The following is a 21104-nucleotide window of genomic DNA, read 5'->3' as shown; positions in this document are numbered from 1 at the left end:
ATATCACATTAATGCCCAGTTCCTGCAAATAATCCAGCTTACTGGTAATACCGTTAATATCCCCAATCCCGTCTCCGTTGCTGTCGCAGAAACTCCTTGGGTAAACCTGATAAACCACACTTTCTTTCCACCATGCTTTTTTCATAATTCTTTCTCCTTTTTACTTTTATGCTTTCACTGCACCGTTGGTAACACCGCTGATAACCTGTTTCTGCGCAAACAAATAGAAGATCACAATAGGCAGAAGGGCCAGCAGGTATGACGCAAAGGCCAGGCTGTAGTCAGTTGCAAATTCCCCTTTAAACACATACTGCGCGAGCTGCAGTGTCTGATTCTTCTGGTCGCTGATAATGACCAGAGGCATAGTAAAGTCGTTCCAGCACCACAGGAAGGTAAGTATGGCCACTGTGGCGTTCATAGGCTTCAGAACTGGGAAAATGACCTTGTAAAACATCTGAAACGTATTTGCCCCGTCAATGGTTGCCGCCTCATCAAGAGCTGTGGGTATGGACTTTATATATCCGGAATAAAGGAAGATGTTCATGGGCAGCCCCATGACAATATAAAGTACGATCAAGCCCGGTACGTTGTCCATATGGAAAAAACTCACCTGCTTTACCAATGGCAGCATAATGATATTAAAGGGAATGAACATGGCACTGATCAAAAAATAGTAAATAAAATCATACAGTTTCCTGCCCCTGTTCCTTGTAATGGCAAAGGCCATGAAGGAATTTGTGGCAATCGTTCCCGCAACGGAAACGACTGTGATGATCAGTGTGTTTTTGAAGGTAACGAAAAAATTCGTCTTTTCAATGGCCGTTATAAAATTCTCAAAATGCAGCTTGTCCGGGAAAGCCAGCACGGACTGGGCGATCTGTTCCGGTGTTTTCAGAGCGATGACTACCGTGATATAAAGCGGAAACAAAATGACAACTGCTGCCAGTGCAAACAGAACAACTGTGAGTATCGTATTGTTTTTCTTGTTCTTCAGCATCTCTTACGCCTCCCTCTTCTCTAAAACTTTTGTCTGGAACAATGAGATCACAGCTATGACAATGAAGAAGATCACCGCATTGGCTGACTGATACGCATACTGCGCACCGGAAAATCCCTGCTTGTAAATGAGTACCGAAATAGACTGTGTGGATGTACCCGGTCCTCCGTTTGTCATTGCTATGATCTGGTCAAATACCATGAGGAAGTTCTTTACACAGAGCACCATGTTGATGGTAAAAAACGGTGCGATCAGCGGGAAGGTCATCTTCCAGAATGTAGTCCATTTGCCCGCCCCGTCTATGCTGCTGGCCTCGTAAATATCTGTATCCACAGTCTGCAGGCCAGACATATAGATTATGGTGTTAAAGGCAACTGCCTGCCACACACCTACCACCAGAATACCAATCCAGGCCAGATTTTCCTGGCCGAGAATATTCGTGCTTAAAAATCCAATCCCCAGTTTCTGTCCCAGATCCGGCAGAACATTGGAGAAAATAAAGTTAAATACAAAGCTGACGATCAGGGCACTCAGCATGTAAGGCAGGAAATAAATAGCCTTCAGTGCATTTTTACATCTGATCTTTGCATTGAGCGCCAGGGCCAGCAGAAGGCTTATCACATTGACCAGTATGGTGGCACAGACTGCATATTTAAATGTAAACTTGTAGGCATCTCCGATCGCCTCGTCTCCCCACAGTTTCAAATAATTGGCTATCCCTACGAAATCCCAGGTCCCGTATCCCTTCCAGTCTGTAAAGCTGTAAAAAATCCCTTTCAAAAAGGAAAATGTGTGAAAGGTGAAAAACAGTACCAGCATCGGTATGATGATCGCCATATAAGCTCTGTTCTTTTTCATGATCCATCCCCCTAAAAACTGTTGTATTTGTCGTATTCTTTATCCAGTTTCTTCAAAAACTCTTCCACATCTCCCCTGCTGCCCACAAAAGTCTGCAGCGTCACAGTGAAATCAAAACCTGTGGGGTAATAATGGTCCGCGAAATCTCCGATATTATCATCGGCAAACTTCTCCGCAACACCTGCCACACTGGCATTGTCCTGCACGACAGTGTCCACAGACGGAAAAGCAAACTGGTCTTCTATATATGCCTTAACCTTTTCGTCCTGAAAGATAAAGCTGATAAAATCTTTTGCCAGTTCCTCCTCCTTGGTATCTTTGTATATGGTCGGCATCACATCAATACCGGAGATAATGGCATTTTTGCTCTCATCATTTGTGACTGGAAGGGCAAACATATCAAGGTTTACGTCAGGATTGGCTTTCTGGATATTGGGGATCGCCCAGTTTCCCTGGAACATCATAGCTGCCTTGCCGTTGGCAAAATCAATATTTCCGTCGTCATATCCTTTTCCCAGAAGATCCTTCTGCCCGTACTGGGTAAGTGTCAGAATCTTCTCGGCCGCCTCCTCATGGGTTCCCAGAAAAGTTGTCTTTCCCTCTCTCCTATCCAGGAAAAAATCCATTCCGGCCAGGTCATATGTCATAGGGATCCACAGGGGGCCGCCTGTCCAGGAATCCTTCAAAGTAAAATAGAACGGCTGTATCCCCGCACTCTCAAGCTTTCCGCACACATCCATCAGCTCATCCCAGGTCTTGGGGATTTCCAGGCCCTGTTCATTAAAAATATCCACATTGTAAATAATACCTTCCGCGTTGGTGGCATATGGCAGACCGAAAAGCTTTTCCTCCTGGTCAGGATTCAGGTTGTACACCTGCTCTTTATATGCCTCCTTGATCCTGCCGGCCTCTTCCATATCACTTAGATCCATAAGGATCTCCGCCTCGGACATGTCACGGAAGGTCATATCTCCTCCCATAAAAATAATATCCGGAACACGGTTTTTGGTAAGCTTAGTCCGAAGAACCGTAGACGCATCCGGCGGAGAGTTAAATTCAATGGTCACCCCCGGGTGCTCCTGTGTATAATCATCAATAAAGGACTGCAGAATTGCCTGATTCTCCATCTTGGTAGAGAAAATTTCCAGATGGTTCTTTCCTTTTTCCCCGCAGCCTGTCATCAGCAGAGCACAGCCCGCAAGAACTGCAGCGGCTAACAATCTGTTTTTCATATGTTTCTCCTTTCACTCAGCAAAAACAAAAGACGTTTTGCGCAAAACCTTTTCTATCTGTCACAAATTATAGCAACAAGACAGAAACAGCACAATAGGTTTTGCGCAAAACGTCTTTTTATACAATTAACACATTATCTTTTTGTAGATTTTTACTATAAGGACTTTTGTTTCACAGAATCTCTGATCACTACCTCTACGGGAAGCCTCTCCTGTCCCCGGAATTCTTCTCCCTGGATCAGGCTGGTCAGCCGCTTCACAGCCTCCTGGCCTTTTTTCATGATATTCTGGCGGACTGTGGTGATCTCCGGTCTACATATCTCCGCATAGGGGCTGTCATCAAATCCTGCCACAGACACATCCCCCGGAATATCCACACCTTTGTCCTGAAGAAAATGAATGGCTTCCAACGCATAGAAGTCCGATGCAAAAAAGAGCGCGTCGCAACTTTTTAAATCCTCCAGACTGTCCTCCAGCCATTCCTTCCGCATTTCCCTGTTCTCCGGCATGATCCTGCGTCCGGCTGCCGCTCCCTTCTCTCCAAATTCCCCCACAGCTCTCTGCACCCCCAGCCAGCGCTCATGGTCCACGCCCACATCATTATCCGCAAGAAACAGAATATTCTTATGTCCCTGCTCTGCCAGAAATTTTCCCATGGCATAGCCGCCCTCAAAATCCTGCAGGCCTATGTTGGCCACCTTCTTCTCCCCGTAATAGTTGTCAATACTCACCAGGGGAATCTGGCACTTCTCACTCAGTTCCAGGTTCTCCTCTGAGGACAGACCCAGGGTGATCAACCCCTCCACCTTCCAAGTGGCGGCCAGCTTCCAGCTTTCTTCCTGCGAATTGGCCAGATGAAAAAGCATATAATAATTCTGTCTGTAGATCTCCAGCTCCAGAGAATTCAGTATTACGCTTGTAAAAGGGTCAGAGGCAATGCTTCTTCGTTTCCCCTCCCTCTCTCCGATCAGCACACCGATCAATCTGGAACGGTTCTCAGCCAGCATCAGAGCGCTCATACTGGGAATGTACTGGTTTTTTTCCAGAATCTTCTGGATCTTATCAATATTGGCCTTGGAGACCTTTTTTGTATTTCCATGAATAACATTGGAGACTGTGGTTGGACTCACCCCAGCCTCCTTTGCAATATCCTTTATCCTGATCATATGTAAAAACTCCTTCTATATTTTCAAAAATCCTGATACGAATTTGAGGAGCAGGTTGGAATCATAGAGCCACTTTGTAATAGGGTTCTCTTTTGCCATCTCCACAGCAGCCCTTCCCCAATCCGTACTCCAGAACAGGGTGACCACCAGAAAAAACACCCAGACAATGAGAAGCCCCTGCACACAGCCTGCCGCCGCTCCCGCCGTGCGGTTCAGCAGGCTGAGCACCGGCAGACTGAAGATGCTGTCAAGAGCCGCCACGGCAAACCGCAGGATCAGAGACACCACAAAAAATGTGACCAGAAAAGACAAGCTGTTGACGATCATATGGGCAATGGATGAGGACAGATACCCTGCAAAAACCTCTGCCAGAGAATTCCCATAGGATTTCCCGCTTTCCTTCAGCATGCTTTTCATACTTTCCGGCAGAGGAAGCTCTTCGATGAAGGCTGTCTGATCCTGTTCTCCAAGCTCTCCTTCCAGACCTGCTGCTATGGATGCACTGCACTTTTCCTCGATCGTATCATAGATCGGTGTTTTCTCCTCCACAAAATCCACCACATAAGGGTTCAGAAAATAGACAAGCACCATGCTCACAAGAATGGAAAACATAGCTGCGACTGTCCTGATAAACCCTCTGCGTATTCCATTCATAATACATAATACAAATACAGCAAGTACAACAATATTAAGCCAATTCATAATTTTCTCCTATGTTGAATCCCAATGTAGATTTACAGACCGACGGAACCGATTCTTAGACGCCTCCGGATAAACGAAGCTGCCGCGTATCCGCCGGCAGCTCCCACATCTTTTTTACTATTTTAATTTGATCGTCTTGATTCCATTCTCAGACACTAGAATATACCGGTTGGAACCCATTTTGAAAATGTCTTTGATGACTCCCTCATCCATATTTCCATTGAACTTCTCAATCCCGCTCAAAGAATACATGGATACCTGACTGTCATTATTCATAATGATCATATCATCACTGATACGGATATTCTTATATTCCATATTAAAACTGCGGCTGAATTTTTCTTTTCCGGAAAGGTCATATACCGTCATTTTGTATTTCTCGTCTTTCCCGTCACTTTTTGAAACAAGTCCCACATAGTTTTCATTATAAAAAGTGCTGACTATGTCTGTCTTGATCTCCTTTTTCGTCTTCTCCTTGGGCACACTGCCGCCCTCATATATGGAGAATCCATCATCCCTGAAAGCCGCTGAAACACCGCTTCCCAGGTACACCACCTGTGGAACTACTACGCCGTCATATGTAAATCCGGCAACGATATTGTCAATCTCTCCCTGTCCTTCATCGCCAAAATTATAAAAGGCCACATAACTGGTGGTCTGTCCGTCCTCCACATAGAGATAGGAGATCATGATCAGCTTTCCGTCAGGGGAAACAGCCAAATCTACCGGATATCCGGGGCTGTCTATTCTGGTCTGGTTTTCTGCGATCAGGCTGCCGTCTGTGGCATAGAAATCAATCCATGTCTTCTCTCCGTCCTGGAGAATGGCTGCCACTACACCACTCTGAGCCACTCTTGCCTTGAGGATCGGCATACTGGTCTCCACAGCACCTACGGGAGCATCCTTCTTGAAGATATACATCAGGGTGCCTTCCTTGTCAGCCACCACTGCTGTCTCCTCCCGGACGTCCGCCACGGGATCTGTCATCTCATAGCTCTGCTTCCAGACTGTCTCCTGCTTCTGGTTCAGCAGTGACGCACCGTCCGATGCATATTTGAGAACACAGTCCCCAAGCTTTACATAACCGGCTGACTGTACATCCTCATTCTTGGCTGAGGACTGTACGGAATACTTGTGATATGTTCTGCGCTGTATTACCACCACGGCGATAATGACCACAGCTATGACGATCAGGGCAGCTATTAAGACGCGCTTTAGCTGCTGCCTTCTGTGTCTGCGGGATTTCTTTTTTCTTTTTTCGTTTGTTTTATTATCTTCCATTCACTTTTCCTTATTGAATCTGTAACTGTTTTCGGCTATTATAGCACAAAATTCTACGGGAGTAAAATTTTTTGTCCTGGGAAAATAAAATCTTCCGGAGACAGGCCGTTCAAGGCACAGATTTCTTTGATTTTAGAGCTGTTGCCATAGTATCTCATACTGATACTGGTTATAGTGTCGCCCTCGTGAATGGTATAGGACTGGTGTGCGGAACCTGCAGTCTGGCCGGAATCCGTGTCATCACTGTCATTCTGCGCTTTCCCGCTGTCTGCACTGTCCTTGCTGTCTTTACTGCTCTTGCTGTCTTTGCCGTCGGACTGGCTGTCTGTTTTTGCATCTGTTCCTGATGCATCCTTACTGCTGCCGTCTGTATTTTTCTCTGCCGCATCGTCACCCTGAACTTCCGCATTGTCCTTTTGCTCATCTGTATCCTTCCTGTCTCCGGAAGTGTTGTCCTCTGCGCCGGAGGCAGGATCTGCCGCACCGGTATCAGCGCCGCTGTTTTCAGCGTCTGTCCCTGCCGCATCTTTATCTGCCCCATCCTGATTCTCCTCTTTCTGATTCTCAGAAACCAGGCCGTTGACCGGTTTTGTCTCAACCAGTTCCTTGCCGCTGTTTTTATCGTCCAGCTTGGAGATGACCGTCTCTGTCTTTTTCAGTTTTTGATAATCATTGAGATACAGGACGCCCACAGCCAGCACAGCCACCATCATACATACGCTGGCAGTGCGGAACACAGGGATATTTTTCGTCTGTTTCTTCCCTTCAGACTTTGTCTCCACTTTTTTCCGGAATGTCTTCACTGCCTGGTCACTGACCTGCTCGCTTTTCGTCTCAGCCTTGTCATTCTGGGCCACCAGAAAGTTCTGCATAGGTTCATTTTTTTCATAGTAAATATAAAAACCCGGCTGTCTTGACAATTCTCCGTCATCATATCGGTAAAACGCTTCTTCTTTTTCAAGGGGTTCCATCACCATGAGCACCTTGTCATTGCCGCCGAAATGATCCAAATGGGTCCGGCAGATAACCTCGTGCAGCTCCATGGAGCATCCGGGAATGGACAGGTACCATCCCACAATTTCCTGATCCGGAAAATATTCCTTGTTCTTCTCATACACGTGATTCCATATTTCCCTGGTAAAGGAAAGGTGTTCTTCAGTAATTTCCATGTCAGGGAGCACAACGGCACTTTTCACAAAAAGGTAGGAAACGCCTTCTTTCCAGTTGGCCTGTCCCAGAAGAATCGCTGCTTTTCCTTTTGAAGAATTTCCGGAAGAGATTCTACAAAGGTAAGTGTACGCATAATCTTCTATATAGATTTTTTGTGTTTCGTTGACTTCTCCTATCTGGCGTATGTTGTTGGGAATGCGGAAGAATCCTTCATTTCCCTCAGGCTTTTGTTTTTCTTTTTCGTAGACTATTTCTATCATAAAGATTCACCCCTTTGGGCAACAGGATAGCACGAATAGTCTGCGAAATTTAGCGGATTAAGAAAGGTACATGCCTTTTTTTAACGACAAACATCCCGTTAAAAAGACAGGATAAAGAGAGGAAAAAACGGACAAAATAGGGGAAAGAAAGGATGGATAAAAATATGGACACACACCTTGATACGCCCGTTTACTATATTGAAAGCCGCACAGACCGGGCCGGTAACAAAATCGGCTCCCTGCTTACAGAACTATACGCCAAATCCGACAGCAATTTTGAAGAACTTGTCTTCCTGTGTATTGGAAGTGACCGCATAACCGGGGACAGTCTCGGCCCTCTCATAGGCCACCGCCTGTCAAAAGAACATCTGAACCGATGCAGTATATACGGCACCCTCGCCAACCCTGTCCATGCCCTGAATCTCCAGGAAACCGTGGAATCCGTAAAAAAAGAACATCCCAACAGCCTGACTGTGGCCATCGACGCATCCCTGGGTTCCAAAAAGCACCAGGGCTATGTCACCGTAGGACAAGGCTCCCTGGAGCCGGGTCTGGGTGTAAAAAAGAAACTGCCCCCGGTAGGCGACATATCCATTACCGGTATTGTCAACCTGTCGGGAGCATTTGAGCATTTTCTTCTGCAGACAACACGTCTGTCCACAGTCATGGAACTGGCAGATGCCATTGTCTCAGGGATCCTGGTGGCGCATCGTCAATACTTTGGCACACGCCGCCCATCTCTTCTGGCCTTCTTCCATCCGGAGGAGGAGCGCCGGCGCAGCCTGACGAAATTGACCTCACTGTCTGCGGAATCCGCGGCTGCCAAACCAAAGGGGAGCTGATAATCCTGGTAACGGTAATCCTCGCCGAAGACTCTTTTCATCAGTTGCTTTGCCATATAATAAATACCCCTTGGGAACCAGGCATGGTAGTAATACCTGCCAATCTCACAGGTTCCGCAATATTTATCCGTCAGGGTAATGATCCATGCCTCTCTGTGCATGGGCGGAACCGGAGTTACCGGAAACATGTGCTTTAAAATAATTTCTTCTTCCAGCTTATTGAGCTGGAAGTATTTTTTTGCATTGTGCAGCGCAGCATGCGGATGGGTCATGGCATGTACCGGATCACCTGTCTTTTTCCTGTGTCCTCTCCAGTCATAGAGAAACAGATCGTGCAGCATCCCAGCCCTTGCCGCTGATCTGGCGTCCAGACCAAAGAATTTGCAGATACGGAAATTATAATAGGCCACATTCAGACAATGCTGGTAGCAGTTTGTCTCACAGTGATGGGGATACTCCTTCATCCTGAGCACATAAGGATGATGGACCAGATCCTTTATACACTCATAAAACTCCTCATTCCCTTCATCCTTAACTGTACTCACATGAGAGGACTTCCTTCTGAACAACCCCTTACGCTTCATATATGTCATACTCCTTTATGCCTTTTTCATACTTTCTGCAGAACTTCATTGCTGCATAGAAAGTCCGGGGGACTTTTCCGGGTAATAAAAGGGATGCCCCCTGCCGGTGACATCCCTCACATCAACCAGGTTTCTAACCTGATTTTAAAACATATATTATTTTTTGTAAAGGCCTGTTGTTCACAGCCGGAATCTTACACAAACGCTTTTACTTTCGCATAGATACCGTTTGCATCAATGCCGTATTTCTCCAGCAGCTTTACTGCAGGGCCGGACTCACCGAATACATCATTGATACCGATCCTCAGCATTTTTGTGGGTGCCTTCTCGCTCAGAACCTCGGCAATAGCTCCACCCAGTCCTCCGATCACAGAGTGCTCTTCCACAGTAACCACTTTGCCAGTCTCCTGTGCTGCTTTCACAACCAATTCCTCATCCAGAGGTTTGATCGTATGGATGTTTACCACTTTTGCGTCAATTCCGTCTGCAGCCAGTTTCTCAGCGGCAGCCAAAGTCTCACTTACACAGAGACCTGTAGCAAAAATAGTCACATCTTTTCCTTCTCTCAAAACGATACCTTTTCCGATTTCAAATTTATAATCCGGCTTGTCATTGATAACCGGAACAGCCAGACGTCCGAATCTCAGATAAACAGGACCTTCATGCTGATATGCAGCCTCAACCGCAGCTTTTGCCTCAACATCATCGGAGGGATTTAAGATAACCATTCCCGGGATCGTACGCATCAGAGCCATGTCCTCGTTGCACTGATGTGTCGCGCCGTCTTCACCTACGGAGATACCTGCATGGGTAGCGCCGATCTTCACATTCAGATGCGGATATCCGATGGAATTGCGCACCTGCTCATAAGCACGTCCTGCCGCGAACATGGCAAATGTGCTGGCAAAGGGAACTTTTCCGGTAGTTGACATACCTGCTGCAATACCCATCATATCACATTCCGCAATACCGCAGTCAATATGACGCTCCGGAAATGCCTTCTGGAATGTACCGGTTTTTGTAGCACCTGCCAGGTCGGCGTCCAGGACTACCAGGTTGTCGTATTTTTTGCCTAACTCTACTAATGCGTTTCCATAGCTTTCTCTGGTTGCGATCTTCTTTACTTCTGACATAATGCTTCACCTGCCTTTTCCAAATCCGCCATAGCGATTTCATATTCTGCATCATTCGGAGCTTTTCCATGCCATCCGGCAGAATTCTCCATAAAGGAAACACCTTTTCCCTTCACTGTCTTCATAATGATCGCAGTGGGCATTCCCTTTGTCTCTCTGGCCTCTTTGAAAGCTGCCTCAAGCTGGTCAATGTCATTGCCGTCTGCAACATTGATCACGTGGAAGTTGAAGGCTTCAAATTTTTTGTCAATCGGGTACGGAGAACAAACATCTTCTATGCTTCCGTCAATCTGAAGTCCGTTGTTGTCCACAATCACTACCAGGTTGTCCAATTTTCTAAAGCCGGCAAACATAGATGCCTCCCAAACCTGGCCTTCCTGGATCTCACCGTCTCCCAGAAGTGTATAGACACGATAGTCTGCACCATCCATCTTGGCAGACAATGCCATACCTACTGCCGCAGAGATACCCTGTCCCAGGGATCCGCTGGACATATCAACACCCGGGATATGTTTCATATCCGGATGTCCCTGCAGATAAGAGCCGAGATGACGCAGCGTCTTCAAGTCCTCCACCGGGAAATAGCCTCTCTGTGCCAGTGTGGAATAAAGACCAGGTGCTGTGTGGCCCTTAGAAAGAACAAAACGGTCACGGTCTGCTTTCTTAGGCTCTTTGGGATCTATATTCATTTCCTGAAAATACAGATAAGTAAATAAATCTGCTGCTGATAATGATCCGCCCGGATGTCCGGCTTTTGCGGAATGGACAGCAGTCACGATGCCTTTGCGGACTTCGTTGGCTGTCTTCTGAAGTTCTAACTTGTTCATTTCTTCCTCCTGATTGTTTGTTCTGTGACCGGCTTTTAGCCTGATCGTATACAGTTATATTATTCGCCGAAAACTGCAATATAGTCTTTCTGGAATTTCTCGATACCCTGATCTGTCAGAGGATGTTTTGTCATCTGCTCCAGAACCTTGTAAGGTACAGTAGCGATGTCAGCACCTGCCAGAGCACACTCTGTCACATGCATCGGATGACGTACACTCGCTGCGATGATCTCTGTATCAATACCTGCAACCTGGAAAATCTCTACGATCTCACTGATCAGATCAGTTCCGCATACGGAGATATCATCCAGTCTGCCCAGGAACGGGGAAACATAAGTTGCGCCTGCTCTTGCTGCCAGAAGCGCCTGGTTAGAAGTAAACACTAATGTAACGTTGGTTTTGATGCCCTCTGCATTCAGAACTTTGACCGCCTTTAATCCCTCTGTTGTCATAGGAATCTTAACGATCATATTCGGATGGATAGCTGCGATCTCGCGGCCCTCTTTGATCATGCCTTCCGCGTCTGTTGTGGTGGCTTTTACCTCACCGCTGATGGGTCCGTCTACGATAGATGTGATCTCTTTGATAACCTCGTTAAAGTCACGTCCTTCTTTCGCGATCAGGGATGGATTTGTGGTCACTCCACAGATGATCCCCATGTCATTTGCCTTACGGATGTCTTCTACATTTGCAGTGTCGATAAAAAATCTCATATTCTTTTCCTCCGTTCAAAACCTTTGCTTTGTTTTTTGATACACTCAGTTTACCCCATAAAGCATTCCTTCGCAAGTACAGTTGTTTTTATAAATAATTTAATTTGTTAATAAACTCATTTTTTATTAATTGTTTCCGGCCGTTTTACAAAATCCGACTTGCACAATCCTATTATTTTCAGGATTTTGTTTTGATATTATTACTAATAATAAAATGGAATTCATTTAATTTATTTTGTTTTTTTCTTCTTTTTCTGCTTTTGTTTTACATAGCCTGTAGTCTTGCGTACGATCAGCTTCGGCTCATACTCAATATGATAGATGCTGGTGGGTTCACTGTCAGAATATGTATTCATGAAGGATTCAATCTTGCGCATGATAATGTCGCAGGCATCGCGCCCTTTAAGCGGAACAAAGTGCTCTATGGTAGTGAGAGACATATGTGACATACCGGAAAATATGATATTGTCGCAGCCAAGAACAGACACGTCACCGGGAATCTTATATTTTTCCTCCTGGAGAGCATCCATGATGCCAAAGGCCATCATGTCGTTGAGACCTGCAAATGCAGTTACCTTTCTCGGCCCTGCCAGGATCTCTTTTGTCAGGTTATACCCCATCCTGTATTCCGAGTCAATGCTCGGCAGCTGGTCATCCAGAGCGTCATCTGCCGCTTTTATGATGACATGGTCACCCAGACCCTCTTTCTCATACTCCTCCACAAATCCTGCCACACGCTTTGAGCGCTGCTGCTGCCTTTTCGTGAGAGGAGGCGCGATAAAGGCCACGTCCCGGTGTCCTAAGTCCAGAAGATGTCTGGCCATAAGGCTTCCCACCTTGGTATTGTCCTGATTGATGGCATCCACTTCCACCCGCTCCCTGTTGCTTATAATGACCAATGGGATTTTCTTTGCCAATTCCTCCACCTGTGACATGTATACAGGACTCGGGTTAAAGGTATAGATGATACCCGCCGGGATAACGGTGTGCATCATCTTCAGGTACTGTTCCTCCAGCTTTAACTCTCTCTGGGTGTCACAGGTGAAGACCGCGTATCCTTTTTCCTTGGCCACTTTTTCAATTCCCTGCAGAAGCATGACATAATAAGGGTTCGTGAGCGTTGGACAGAAGACTATGATCAGCCTGCTGTTGCCGGCATCCTTTCTCGGACGTCTCTTTGGGATGTTGTATCCCATCTCCCGGGCAGTCTCCTCCACCTTCTGAATCGTCTCTTTTGAGAAGGAGACATTGTACTTTTTATTCAGCACCATGGATACCGTAGCTTGGGAGACTCCCGCTGCTTTGGCGATATCCGTGGACGTCACTTTCTTCTTCATGTTAAAGCTCCTATAGTTCTACCCTTCCCTCCAGTGCCCGAAGAAGGGTTACCTCATCAATATATTCCAGGTCACCGCCCACCGGAACACCACTGGCGATACGGCTCACCCTAATGCCTGTAGGCTTCACAAGCTTGCTGATATACATAGCTGTAGTCTCACCCTCCAGACTGGAATTGGTGGCAATGATCACCTCCTCAATGTCGTCCTTTGAAAGGCGCTGCATCAGTTCCTTTAACTTAATGTCATCGGGACCGATCCCCAGCATAGGAGAAATGGCACCATGCAGCACATGATACACCCCTTCAAATTTACCGGTCTTCTCATATGCCGCCAGATCCCTGGTATTTTCCACCACCATAATGACTTTCCTGTCTCTTCTGGGGTTATTACAGATTGGGCAGATCTCCTGGTCTGTCAGGGTATAACAGTTCTTACAATACTGTACGTTTGCCTTGGCATTCACAATAGAGGCAGAAAGCTCTTCTACCTGGTCTTTGGGCATGTTCAGAATGTGGAATGCCAGGCGCTGGGCTGATTTAGCCCCAATGCCCGGCAGACGGGAAAGCTGCTCAATTAATTTGTTGATATGACTGCTGTAGTATTCCAATTTTTTTCACCTCTGCGGTATATTGCCGCTTAGAACGGGAATCCGCCGCCAAGGCCGCCGAGACCTCCTGTGAGCTTAGACATAAGAGCTGCTGACTCTTCCTCCATCTTGCGCAGGGCTTCATTGGTCGCTGCCATGATCAGGTCCTCCAGCATCTCGATATCATCCGGATCAACGACTTCCTCAGCCAGCTTTACCTTAGTGATCTCCTTTTTACCGGAAACGGTCACTTCCACGGCTCCGCCGCCTGCGGCTGCGGTAAATTCCTTCTCTTCCAGTGCTTTCTGATTCTCCTCTGCCTGACGCTGCATTTTCTGCGCCTGTTTCATCAGGTTATTCATGTTTCCGGGCATTCCCATTCCCGGAAATCCTCCTTTTTTTGCCATGTTCAAATCCTCCTATTCTTCCTCTTCCATTTCTTCTACAACTACATCCATACGGATATTCTGTTCGATCAAATCATCTACGGAAATCGATGCCAGCCCCGCGGGTCCTTTGTTTTCCCCGCCTGCAAGTAAAAGCTCGATTTCCACACTCTTTCCTGTTTTCTTCCGGATGATCTCTTTGAGCATAGGTATGGTATCCGGATTGTCCATACAGATTTTTGCCTGGAAATTTCCAAACTCCACGTACAAGACAGGTTCTCCTGTATTGCCATTGTATTTCGGCGTGGAAGTCAGAAGCATCTGCTGCAGGAATCCCTTTGTCTCCCGCACAACGGAGTTCCAGTTCTTCTTAATATACTGCAGGTCCTCAGGTGCCGCTTTCTCAGGCTTCGCCTCCGGTTCTGACAAAGTTTCCTCCGGCATGATATGGGAGGCTGTAGCTTCTACAGATGGGGCATATTCCCCGGCCTGCACCGCTCCTGTCACTACAATGCCGTTTTCCAGTTTTTCCTCCAATACCCGGATCCTGTCAAACAGAGAATCCAGATTGGTCTCCATAACCGGCTGACAGAGCTTTATCAGAGCGATTTCCACCAGCACCCTCTTCTGTGATGCATAGCGGATCTGGTTGGACAGTTCTGAAAAAATGCGGATATAGCGCATCAGCGTCTCCGCATCCAACATCCGGCCTTCCTCCTTTAGAAGCTCCATATTCTCCGCGGAGACATCTACCGCTTCCTCCGGCGCATCCGAAGTCTTCACAAGGAGCAGATTCCGCAGATACCAGATGAAATCCGCCACAAACTGTCCCAGTTCCCTGCCTTGGATGATCAGGTCTTCCAGGGTTCTTATGGCCCCTGCCGTGTCCTGCTTCAGGATCAGGCGGAGAAGCCTGCTGAACACCTGCGTATCCACAGCGCCCAGCACATCCAGGGCCTTTTCATATGTCAGCGTCTCACCCAGATAAAAAGCGATACACTGGTCCAGCAGGGAGAGCGCATCACGCATGGAACCGTCTGCCGCCTTTGCAATATAGCGGATAGCCTTCTCCTCCACGTCTGTGCCTTCCTTATCCATCAGTTCTGTAAGCCTTGCCGCTATGGTATCCACTGTGATGCGTTTAAAGTCATAGCGCTGGCATCTGGACAGGATGGTGATGGGGATCTTATGTGCCTCCGTGGTGGCGAGAATGAAGATAACATAAGAAGGAGGTTCCTCAAGCGTCTTTAACAGTGCATTAAACGCTCCTGTGGACAGCATATGAACCTCATCTATGATATATACTTTATAACGTCCTTTTGCAGGACGGTAGGCCACTTCCTCACGGATTTCACGAATGTTGTCGACGCCGTTGTTGGAAGCGGCGTCGATCTCTATCACATTCATGGAGGTCCCTGCATTGATGGCCTGACATGTCTCACATTCGTTGCAGGGGCTTCCGTCTACCGGATGTTCGCAGTTGACTGCCTTTGCCAGTATCTTGGCAATGGTAGTCTTACCTGTACCACGGGTGCCGCAGAAAAGATAGGCATGCCCGATCCTGTCCGCTTTCATCTGGTTCTTCAATGTGGTTACAATGTGTTCCTGCCCCTTTACATCTTCAAAATCCTGGGGGCGGAACTTCCGATAAAGAGCAGTATAGCTCATGAAAATTCTCCTTTTTCAGTTAATCCCCGAAACTGATGCCGATCCTTTTTGCAGCCTTGACCAACTGATCATCCGGGGATACCATCTTCAGTTTGCCGGCACATTCCTGAAGCGGGACTTTCTTGATCTTGCCGTTGACGATCCCCACCATGTAACCGTACTCATCTTTCAGGATCAGGCCTGCGGCTGCGGAACCCATATGGGTGGAGAGCACACGGTCATACGGACATGGGCTTCCGCCTCTCTGCATATGTCCCGGAATGGTAATGCGGATATCCAGATCCAGCTTTTCCTTCAGCTCTGCTTCCAGCTTATAGGAAACGGACGGATATTTCTTTGCATTTTCCTCCATTTTTTTCTTCAGCTCTTTCTTGGGAAGTGCTGCGTCTTCTTTGGAAACTGCGCCTTCCGCCACTGCCAGGATGGTAAAGCCTTTTCCGGCTCTGTTCCTCCTCCTGACTGCGTCAGCTATTTTATCAATATCATATGGGATTTCAGGAATCAGGATAATATCAGCACCGCCTGCAATACCGGCGTGCAGGGTAAGCCATCCCACTTTATGTCCCATGACCTCCACAATAAAGATACGGCTGTGGGATGCTGCCGTTGTATGGATACAGTCAATGGCTTCTGTGGCAATATCCACTGCGCTCTGGAAACCAAAAGTCATATCTGTCCCCCAGATATCATTATCTATGGTCTTGGGAAGATGGATAATGTTCAGTCCCTCTTCTCTGAGCATGTTTGCCGTCTTCTGGGTACCGTTGCCGCCCAGGATCACCAGACAGTCAAGACGCAGCTTATAGTACGTCTGCTTCATGGCTTCAACCTTGTCAAGGCCTCTGTCATCGGGCACACGCATCAATTTAAAGGGCTGGCGGGATGTACCCAGGATCGTACCGCCTCTTGTGAGGATACCTGAGAAATCTTTGGCTGAGAGCATTCTGTAGTCTCCGTATATCAGTCCTTTATATCCATCATCAAAGCCGTAGACCTCCAGGTCGTCCAGATTGGAAGCCAAACCTTTTACAACGCCGCGCATGGTGGCATTGAGTGCCTGACAGTCGCCACCGCTTGTTAACAAACCGATTCTCTTCATATATTTCACATCCCATCTTATGATATAGTGTTACATTCTGCACTGTGGGTTTAAGATATAAACCCCATCTGTTTCGACGATTCTGCTCCCACTTATGGCGGCTGGGAGTATTCTCGCCCATTCCGGCGAATAAATTACTCACCTGCATCCATTATAGCTTATTTTATTTTTTACCACAACTCAAAATTTTCTTTTTAGTAAACCATGGTTATCCCCTGTTACTATTCCTTGGAAAAGACCGGGACCGCTGTTTCAATGGCATTCCCCGTGTTTTTCACGGTGAGCTGAAAAACCATATGCTCATTGGGTGTCAGCTCTGTGAGCTTCATAGGGTTCTGCAGGACTTTTCCGCAACTGTAAAAATCCCCTGCCTTTGTCAGTTCCCATGCGATATTTTCCCGGGCCTGTATATCAAAATAGTATGCAGAATCTTCCTCACCTGTATTCCAGATGGAAAATACCTGGCTTCTCTCCTCCCCCGGCTCCATATCTGCAAAAGACAGAAAGGGGTGTTCTGTGATGATATATTCTGGTTGAGCTGATTCTGCCCTCTGATACACACTGCGCCCGGCCGCGGCTTCTGTCTGAGCCCGTTCTGTTTCCCACAGATTTCCTGTAACTGTATTGTGCGCCATCTGGCTCATGGCAGCGCATAGAATCCATATAATAATCTTTTTTCTTCCCATATGCTTGTCCTCCTCTTACATTTTATGCATAAGAAGGCAATTTATTGCATAAAAAGAAAACGGACAGGTATGCGGCCTGTCCGTTTTCTTTCGTTGAGGAATTCAAATTACATTAACACATTTATGGTCGTTTTTTATTATACTACACTCCTCTGCTTTTGTAAAGTGCGGAATCGATTTTTTTTCCTTTCTTTTTCATTGACAAACTGTAAAAAAACCGATATACTTTTAGATACCGTGCAGCCGGGGAGATAGCGGTGCCCTGTACCTGCAATCCGCTACAGCAGGGGTGATGCCAAATCTGAGGGACTTTCTTTGCGGAGCTGCCCTTTATAAGTGGCGCTGACGTCTGGGTCTTGCGCAACAGAACTCTATGAACCGTGTCAGGTCAGGAATGAAGCAGCACTAAGTAGAATCTTCTGTGTGCCGTGAGGGTGCCTGGGCCGAGTTAACTGTAGAGGTAACGTCCGTGAAGGAGTTTCGAGGTGCGGCGCACGGTGAAAAAGAATAGAATAACCTCCACTGTATCGTCATAAGATGAAAGAGACGATTGCAGCGGAGGTTTTTTTGATGAGTTATTGGATGATGCATATAATGGATGCCTACGGGTATCTGGGGATAGCCCTCCTCATTCTGGTGGAGAACCTTTTCCCCCCTATTCCTTCCGAAGTGATACTGACCTTCGGCGGCTTTATGACTACATATACAAAGATGAATATTATAGGCGTTGTACTCTCCTCCACAGTGGGCAGTGTTTTCGGTGCTATTCTTTTATACCAAATCGGACACCTGGTGCCCCAGGAAAAGCTGGAATCTCTTCTGAAAGGCAGGGTTGGCAGAATCCTGCACTTTAAACCGGAGGATGTGGGAAGCGCTATGGAATGGTTTGACAGCAAAGGCAACTATACAGTTCTCTTCTGCCGCTTTATCCCCATTGTGCGAAGCCTCATCTCCATTCCGGCGGGAATGGCCAACATGAACCTTGGCACTTTCCTGTCTCTGACCACCATCGGAAGCTTTATCTGGAACCTGGTGCTGGTATCCCTGGGTGCTGTTGCCGGAACCTCATGGCAGAAGGCCGCAGAATGTCTGGGCACATATACTCAGGTGGCCCGTGTCGTCATTATTGTATTTGCATTGATCGGCATTTTAGTTTACATAAAAAGGCGTTTCCTTCAGAAATGAGGGAAACGTCTTTTTATATAAAGTGCTCATTTTAAAATATCAGCCAGTTTCCTGATATATTCAGGTGTCGTTCCACAGCATCCGCCTACAATATCTGCTCCAGCTTCCGTTAGCACCTTCATATGTTCTGCGAATTCTTCAGCGCCCATGGAATAAACCGGATTTCCTTTTTCATCTATCACAGGCATTCCCGCATTGGGTTTGACAATGACAGGAATACTGACTTTTTCCCTTATATTTTTCACAACGGATACCAACTGGTCAGGACCTGTGGAACAGTTAATACCAACGGCATCTGCTCCCATCTGCTCTAGAGTCTCCACTGCATCATAAATATTTCCTCCGAAGAATAAGCTGCCGTCAGACTCCACAGTCAAAGTGCACATAACCGGCAGTTCGCACACTGCGGCAGCGGCGTCGATCACTGCCATCACTTCATCCACACCCAGCATAGTCTCTGCGATGAGCAGGTCAACTCCAGCATCAGCCAGAGCCACTATCTGTTCCCTGTATGCCTCAAATAACTCTTCATAGGGCATATCCTGCTTTCCTGTAGTAGTCAGGTCTCCCGCGATATAACATTTGTCCCCGACTGCTTCCCTGGAGATGCGCACAAGACCCCGGTTCAGCTCCTCTACCTTATTTTCCAGTCCGTGATTGGCAAGACTTATTCTGTTTGCCGAAAATGTAGGAGCATAGACTATCCTGGAGCCGGCCTCGCAATACTCCTTCTGCAGCTTCTCCAGTACCTGAGGATTTTCATATATCCACTGTTCAGAGCAGACACCTCTGGGCATCCCTTCCTTCATGAGATTGGAGCCTGTAGCTCCGTCTAAAAGCAATGTTTCGGCCTGTACCAGTTCTCTAAATTCCTGTTTTGTCATGACATTTCTCCTTTGCTTTTGCCTTTTCTTTTCTCAATTCCCGGAAGAAGCCGCTCAGCATTTCGCTGCACTCCGCTTCCAGCACACCTCGCTCTACTTCTGCCTTGTGGTTAAATCCGTCCATCTCCAACAGGTTGAGGACAGACCCTGCACATCCTGCTTTGGGGTTCATGCTGCCGATAACCACTTTATCTATTCTGGCCTGTATAATGGCACCAGCGCACATCTGACAGGGTTCCAGCGTAACATAGAGAGTACATCCCTCAAGCCTCCAGTCCCCCAGCTTTTTACTGGCTTTTCGGATGGCGTTCATCTCTGCATGGGAGGTGGTATTTTTGTCTGTGTTCCTTCTGTTGTAACCTCTGGCTATTATCTTACCTTCATATACGATCACACAGCCAATGGGAACCTCCCTCAGGGCGTAAGCTTTTTTCGCCTGCTTTATGGCTTCCTTCATAAACTTTTCCTGTGCATCCACTTCACGATCCGCCTTCCTGTATGATTTTGAATATATGTTTCTGTCACTTCCCCGGCCACTTGGCTATATATGATCCTGGATGCCCCTGCCCTTTTCTGGCAGAAAACACGAGGGATCGTATTGCCGCAGCCGAAGGATCGGGCTGTTACGATACATCCCGCTGCATTCTCTTGGCGGAAAATGCCGTGCAGGACACGCTCTGATCCGTTGTTTTTGAATTATACTACACCCCGCTTTTATAATGCAATAGCCAACCATATCTCCTTATAAAAGTCTTTCCCGTTTCTTTCATAAATTCTTCAAAAATTTCAGAAAAGCTTTATTGTGTTGTCACAAATTACTCATATTTCTTAGATATACTGTAATTGTCAGCAAGGAGGACGGTCAAAGAAACCGAACCTCATAAAAAGCCAACTGACTTATTTATATAGATTTTTCTTTTCCCTCCCTCTTTTGCCGGTACTTCGCAGAGTACCGGCTTTTTCCTGCCTGCAGGGCGCTTTTGTTTCCTCTTCAGATTCTTTTTAATTATTTTTAAAATGTTTCAGAAAAGCTTTATATCCTTGTCACAGAATCCTCACATTTCCAGGTTATACTATAATTGTTGTTGAAGAAGACAGCAGCTGCATTACAGTGATATATGTGGCTGCCGGGCTTCGCCTAATACAGCCAACTGACTTTTTATATAGATTTTTCTTTTCCCCCCTCTTTTGCCGGTACTCGCCAAGGTACCGGCATTTTTATTTTCCGGATACTTTTATGTATATATTAGAGGGCAAACAAAAAACCCGCAGTTCACGCGGGTTTAAAGCAGCGAAGACGGTGGGATTCGAACCCACGTGCCGGTTACCCGACAACTTGATTTCGAGTCAAGCTCGTTATGACCGCTTCGATACGTCTCCATACCTGTCCATTATAAAGCCAGGCTGCATTCCGGTCAAGTATAAATGTGACTTTTCCCTGGTAAAAGCTCATTGTGTATAGTAAAATATAAAGCAACAGCAAAGGACTTATGGTCCTGCTCAAA

Annotated in this window: 21 protein-coding genes, 1 tRNA gene, 1 other RNA gene and 1 pseudogene (1 of these 24 running past the window's edge); 3 read left to right on the top strand and 21 right to left on the bottom strand. The window is 46.8% G+C overall.

Going from position 1 to position 21104, the window contains the following annotated elements:
* The 8 genes from BLCOC_RS02950 to BLCOC_RS02915 form a co-directional block, all read right to left on the bottom strand.
* On the bottom strand, positions 1 to 145 hold the start of the coding sequence (locus BLCOC_RS02950) for a glycoside hydrolase family 13 protein (protein WP_115624330.1). Its footprint begins 1523 nt before the window's first position; only the first 145 of its 1668 coding nucleotides appear in the window; it begins with the start codon at positions 143 to 145; the stop codon falls past the left edge of the window.
* A gap of 21 nt (positions 146 to 166) precedes the next feature.
* Entirely contained in the window at positions 167 to 997 is an 831-nt protein-coding gene (locus BLCOC_RS02945; RefSeq protein ID WP_018596888.1) for a carbohydrate ABC transporter permease, read from the bottom strand.
* Positions 998 to 1000: 3 nt separating this feature from the next.
* The gene (locus BLCOC_RS02940; protein WP_018596887.1) at positions 1001 to 1855 is read right to left on the bottom strand and encodes a carbohydrate ABC transporter permease; all 855 of its coding nucleotides are present in this window, start codon (positions 1853 to 1855) and stop codon (positions 1001 to 1003) included.
* An 11-nt stretch (positions 1856 to 1866) separates the two neighbouring features.
* On the bottom strand, positions 1867 to 3087 hold the full coding sequence (locus BLCOC_RS02935; protein ID WP_115624329.1) for an ABC transporter substrate-binding protein: 1221 nt from the start codon (positions 3085 to 3087) through the stop codon (positions 1867 to 1869).
* Positions 3088 to 3242: 155 nt separating this feature from the next.
* The gene (locus tag BLCOC_RS02930; RefSeq protein ID WP_115624328.1) at positions 3243 to 4253 is read right to left on the bottom strand and encodes a LacI family DNA-binding transcriptional regulator; all 1011 of its coding nucleotides are present in this window, start codon (positions 4251 to 4253) and stop codon (positions 3243 to 3245) included.
* 15 nt (positions 4254 to 4268) lie between these two features.
* Positions 4269 to 4955 carry a CvpA family protein gene (locus BLCOC_RS02925; protein WP_029470601.1) on the bottom strand — a complete coding sequence of 229 codons (687 nt, stop codon included), beginning with the start codon at positions 4953 to 4955 and terminating at the stop codon, positions 4269 to 4271.
* Positions 4956 to 5072: 117 nt separating this feature from the next.
* Complete coding sequence (locus BLCOC_RS02920; RefSeq protein WP_018596883.1) at positions 5073 to 6236, bottom strand: DUF5711 family protein; 1164 nt, start codon at positions 6234 to 6236, stop codon at positions 5073 to 5075.
* Positions 6237 to 6289: 53 nt separating this feature from the next.
* Positions 6290 to 7666: a LysM peptidoglycan-binding domain-containing protein gene (locus BLCOC_RS02915; protein ID WP_115624327.1), complete on the bottom strand. Its 1377-nt coding sequence runs from the start codon at positions 7664 to 7666 to the stop codon at positions 6290 to 6292.
* Positions 7667 to 7818: 152 nt separating this feature from the next.
* Here BLCOC_RS02915 and yyaC point away from each other — a divergent pair.
* Positions 7819 to 8304: pseudogene (gene yyaC, locus BLCOC_RS02910) on the top strand (spore protease YyaC); the annotation flags it as partial.
* 74 nt (positions 8305 to 8378) lie between these two features.
* On the opposite strand, the gene BLCOC_RS27485 reads toward yyaC, so the two are convergent.
* From BLCOC_RS27485 to BLCOC_RS02860, 10 genes are all read right to left on the bottom strand, one after another.
* Positions 8379 to 9053 carry an HD domain-containing protein gene (locus tag BLCOC_RS27485; RefSeq protein WP_226985223.1) on the bottom strand — a complete coding sequence of 225 codons (675 nt, stop codon included), beginning with the start codon at positions 9051 to 9053 and terminating at the stop codon, positions 8379 to 8381.
* A gap of 233 nt (positions 9054 to 9286) precedes the next feature.
* On the bottom strand, positions 9287 to 10225 hold the full coding sequence (locus tag BLCOC_RS02900; RefSeq protein ID WP_115624326.1) for a transketolase family protein: 939 nt from the start codon (positions 10223 to 10225) through the stop codon (positions 9287 to 9289).
* Entirely contained in the window at positions 10213 to 11052 is an 840-nt protein-coding gene (locus tag BLCOC_RS02895) for a transketolase (RefSeq protein ID WP_029470604.1), read from the bottom strand. Before BLCOC_RS02895 ends, BLCOC_RS02900 begins: the two co-directional genes overlap by 13 nt.
* A gap of 59 nt (positions 11053 to 11111) precedes the next feature.
* Positions 11112 to 11765 carry a fructose-6-phosphate aldolase gene (gene fsa, locus BLCOC_RS02890; RefSeq protein WP_018596876.1) on the bottom strand — a complete coding sequence of 218 codons (654 nt, stop codon included), beginning with the start codon at positions 11763 to 11765 and terminating at the stop codon, positions 11112 to 11114.
* Positions 11766 to 11995: 230 nt separating this feature from the next.
* Positions 11996 to 13102 (bottom strand): LacI family DNA-binding transcriptional regulator, encoded by a 1107-nt coding sequence (locus BLCOC_RS02885; protein WP_029470605.1) that lies wholly within the window; start codon positions 13100 to 13102, stop codon positions 11996 to 11998.
* 10 nt (positions 13103 to 13112) lie between these two features.
* Positions 13113 to 13712: a recombination mediator RecR gene (gene recR, locus BLCOC_RS02880; protein ID WP_018596874.1), complete on the bottom strand. Its 600-nt coding sequence runs from the start codon at positions 13710 to 13712 to the stop codon at positions 13113 to 13115.
* 29 nt (positions 13713 to 13741) lie between these two features.
* Positions 13742 to 14098, bottom strand: coding sequence for a YbaB/EbfC family nucleoid-associated protein (locus BLCOC_RS02875; protein ID WP_018596873.1), 357 nt, complete (start codon positions 14096 to 14098; stop codon positions 13742 to 13744).
* Between the two features lie 12 nt (positions 14099 to 14110).
* Positions 14111 to 15745 (bottom strand): DNA polymerase III subunit gamma/tau, encoded by a 1635-nt coding sequence (gene dnaX, locus BLCOC_RS02870; protein ID WP_115624325.1) that lies wholly within the window; start codon positions 15743 to 15745, stop codon positions 14111 to 14113.
* 19 nt (positions 15746 to 15764) lie between these two features.
* The gene (locus BLCOC_RS02865) at positions 15765 to 16844 is read right to left on the bottom strand and encodes a 6-phosphofructokinase (RefSeq protein ID WP_018596871.1); all 1080 of its coding nucleotides are present in this window, start codon (positions 16842 to 16844) and stop codon (positions 15765 to 15767) included.
* A gap of 221 nt (positions 16845 to 17065) precedes the next feature.
* The gene (locus BLCOC_RS02860; protein ID WP_115624324.1) at positions 17066 to 17530 is read right to left on the bottom strand and encodes a hypothetical protein; all 465 of its coding nucleotides are present in this window, start codon (positions 17528 to 17530) and stop codon (positions 17066 to 17068) included.
* A 235-nt stretch (positions 17531 to 17765) separates the two neighbouring features.
* Here BLCOC_RS02860 and ffs point away from each other — a divergent pair.
* Together ffs and BLCOC_RS02850 are read left to right on the top strand one after the other, a co-directional pair.
* An RNA gene (ffs, locus tag BLCOC_RS02855) (signal recognition particle sRNA large type) lies at positions 17766 to 18028 on the top strand.
* Between the two features lie 72 nt (positions 18029 to 18100).
* On the top strand, positions 18101 to 18715 hold the full coding sequence (locus BLCOC_RS02850; RefSeq protein WP_018596869.1) for a DedA family protein: 615 nt from the start codon (positions 18101 to 18103) through the stop codon (positions 18713 to 18715).
* A gap of 26 nt (positions 18716 to 18741) precedes the next feature.
* Here the strand turns inward: BLCOC_RS02850 and BLCOC_RS02845 are convergent, their stop codons facing one another.
* The 3 genes from BLCOC_RS02845 to BLCOC_RS02835 form a co-directional block, all read right to left on the bottom strand.
* Positions 18742 to 19599 carry a homocysteine S-methyltransferase family protein gene (locus BLCOC_RS02845; protein WP_115624323.1) on the bottom strand — a complete coding sequence of 286 codons (858 nt, stop codon included), beginning with the start codon at positions 19597 to 19599 and terminating at the stop codon, positions 18742 to 18744.
* Entirely contained in the window at positions 19580 to 20056 is a 477-nt protein-coding gene (gene tadA, locus BLCOC_RS02840) for a tRNA adenosine(34) deaminase TadA (RefSeq protein WP_044912285.1), read from the bottom strand. Before tadA ends, BLCOC_RS02845 begins: the two co-directional genes overlap by 20 nt.
* 835 nt (positions 20057 to 20891) lie before the next feature.
* Positions 20892 to 20979: transfer RNA gene (locus BLCOC_RS02835), tRNA-Ser, on the bottom strand.
* Positions 20980 to 21104 lie beyond the last annotated feature (125 nt).

Source organism: Blautia coccoides, from assembly GCF_034355335.1.
GTDB lineage: Bacteria > Bacillota > Clostridia > Lachnospirales > Lachnospiraceae > Blautia > Blautia producta.
This window is presented reverse-complemented; position numbering and strand designations above follow the sequence as displayed.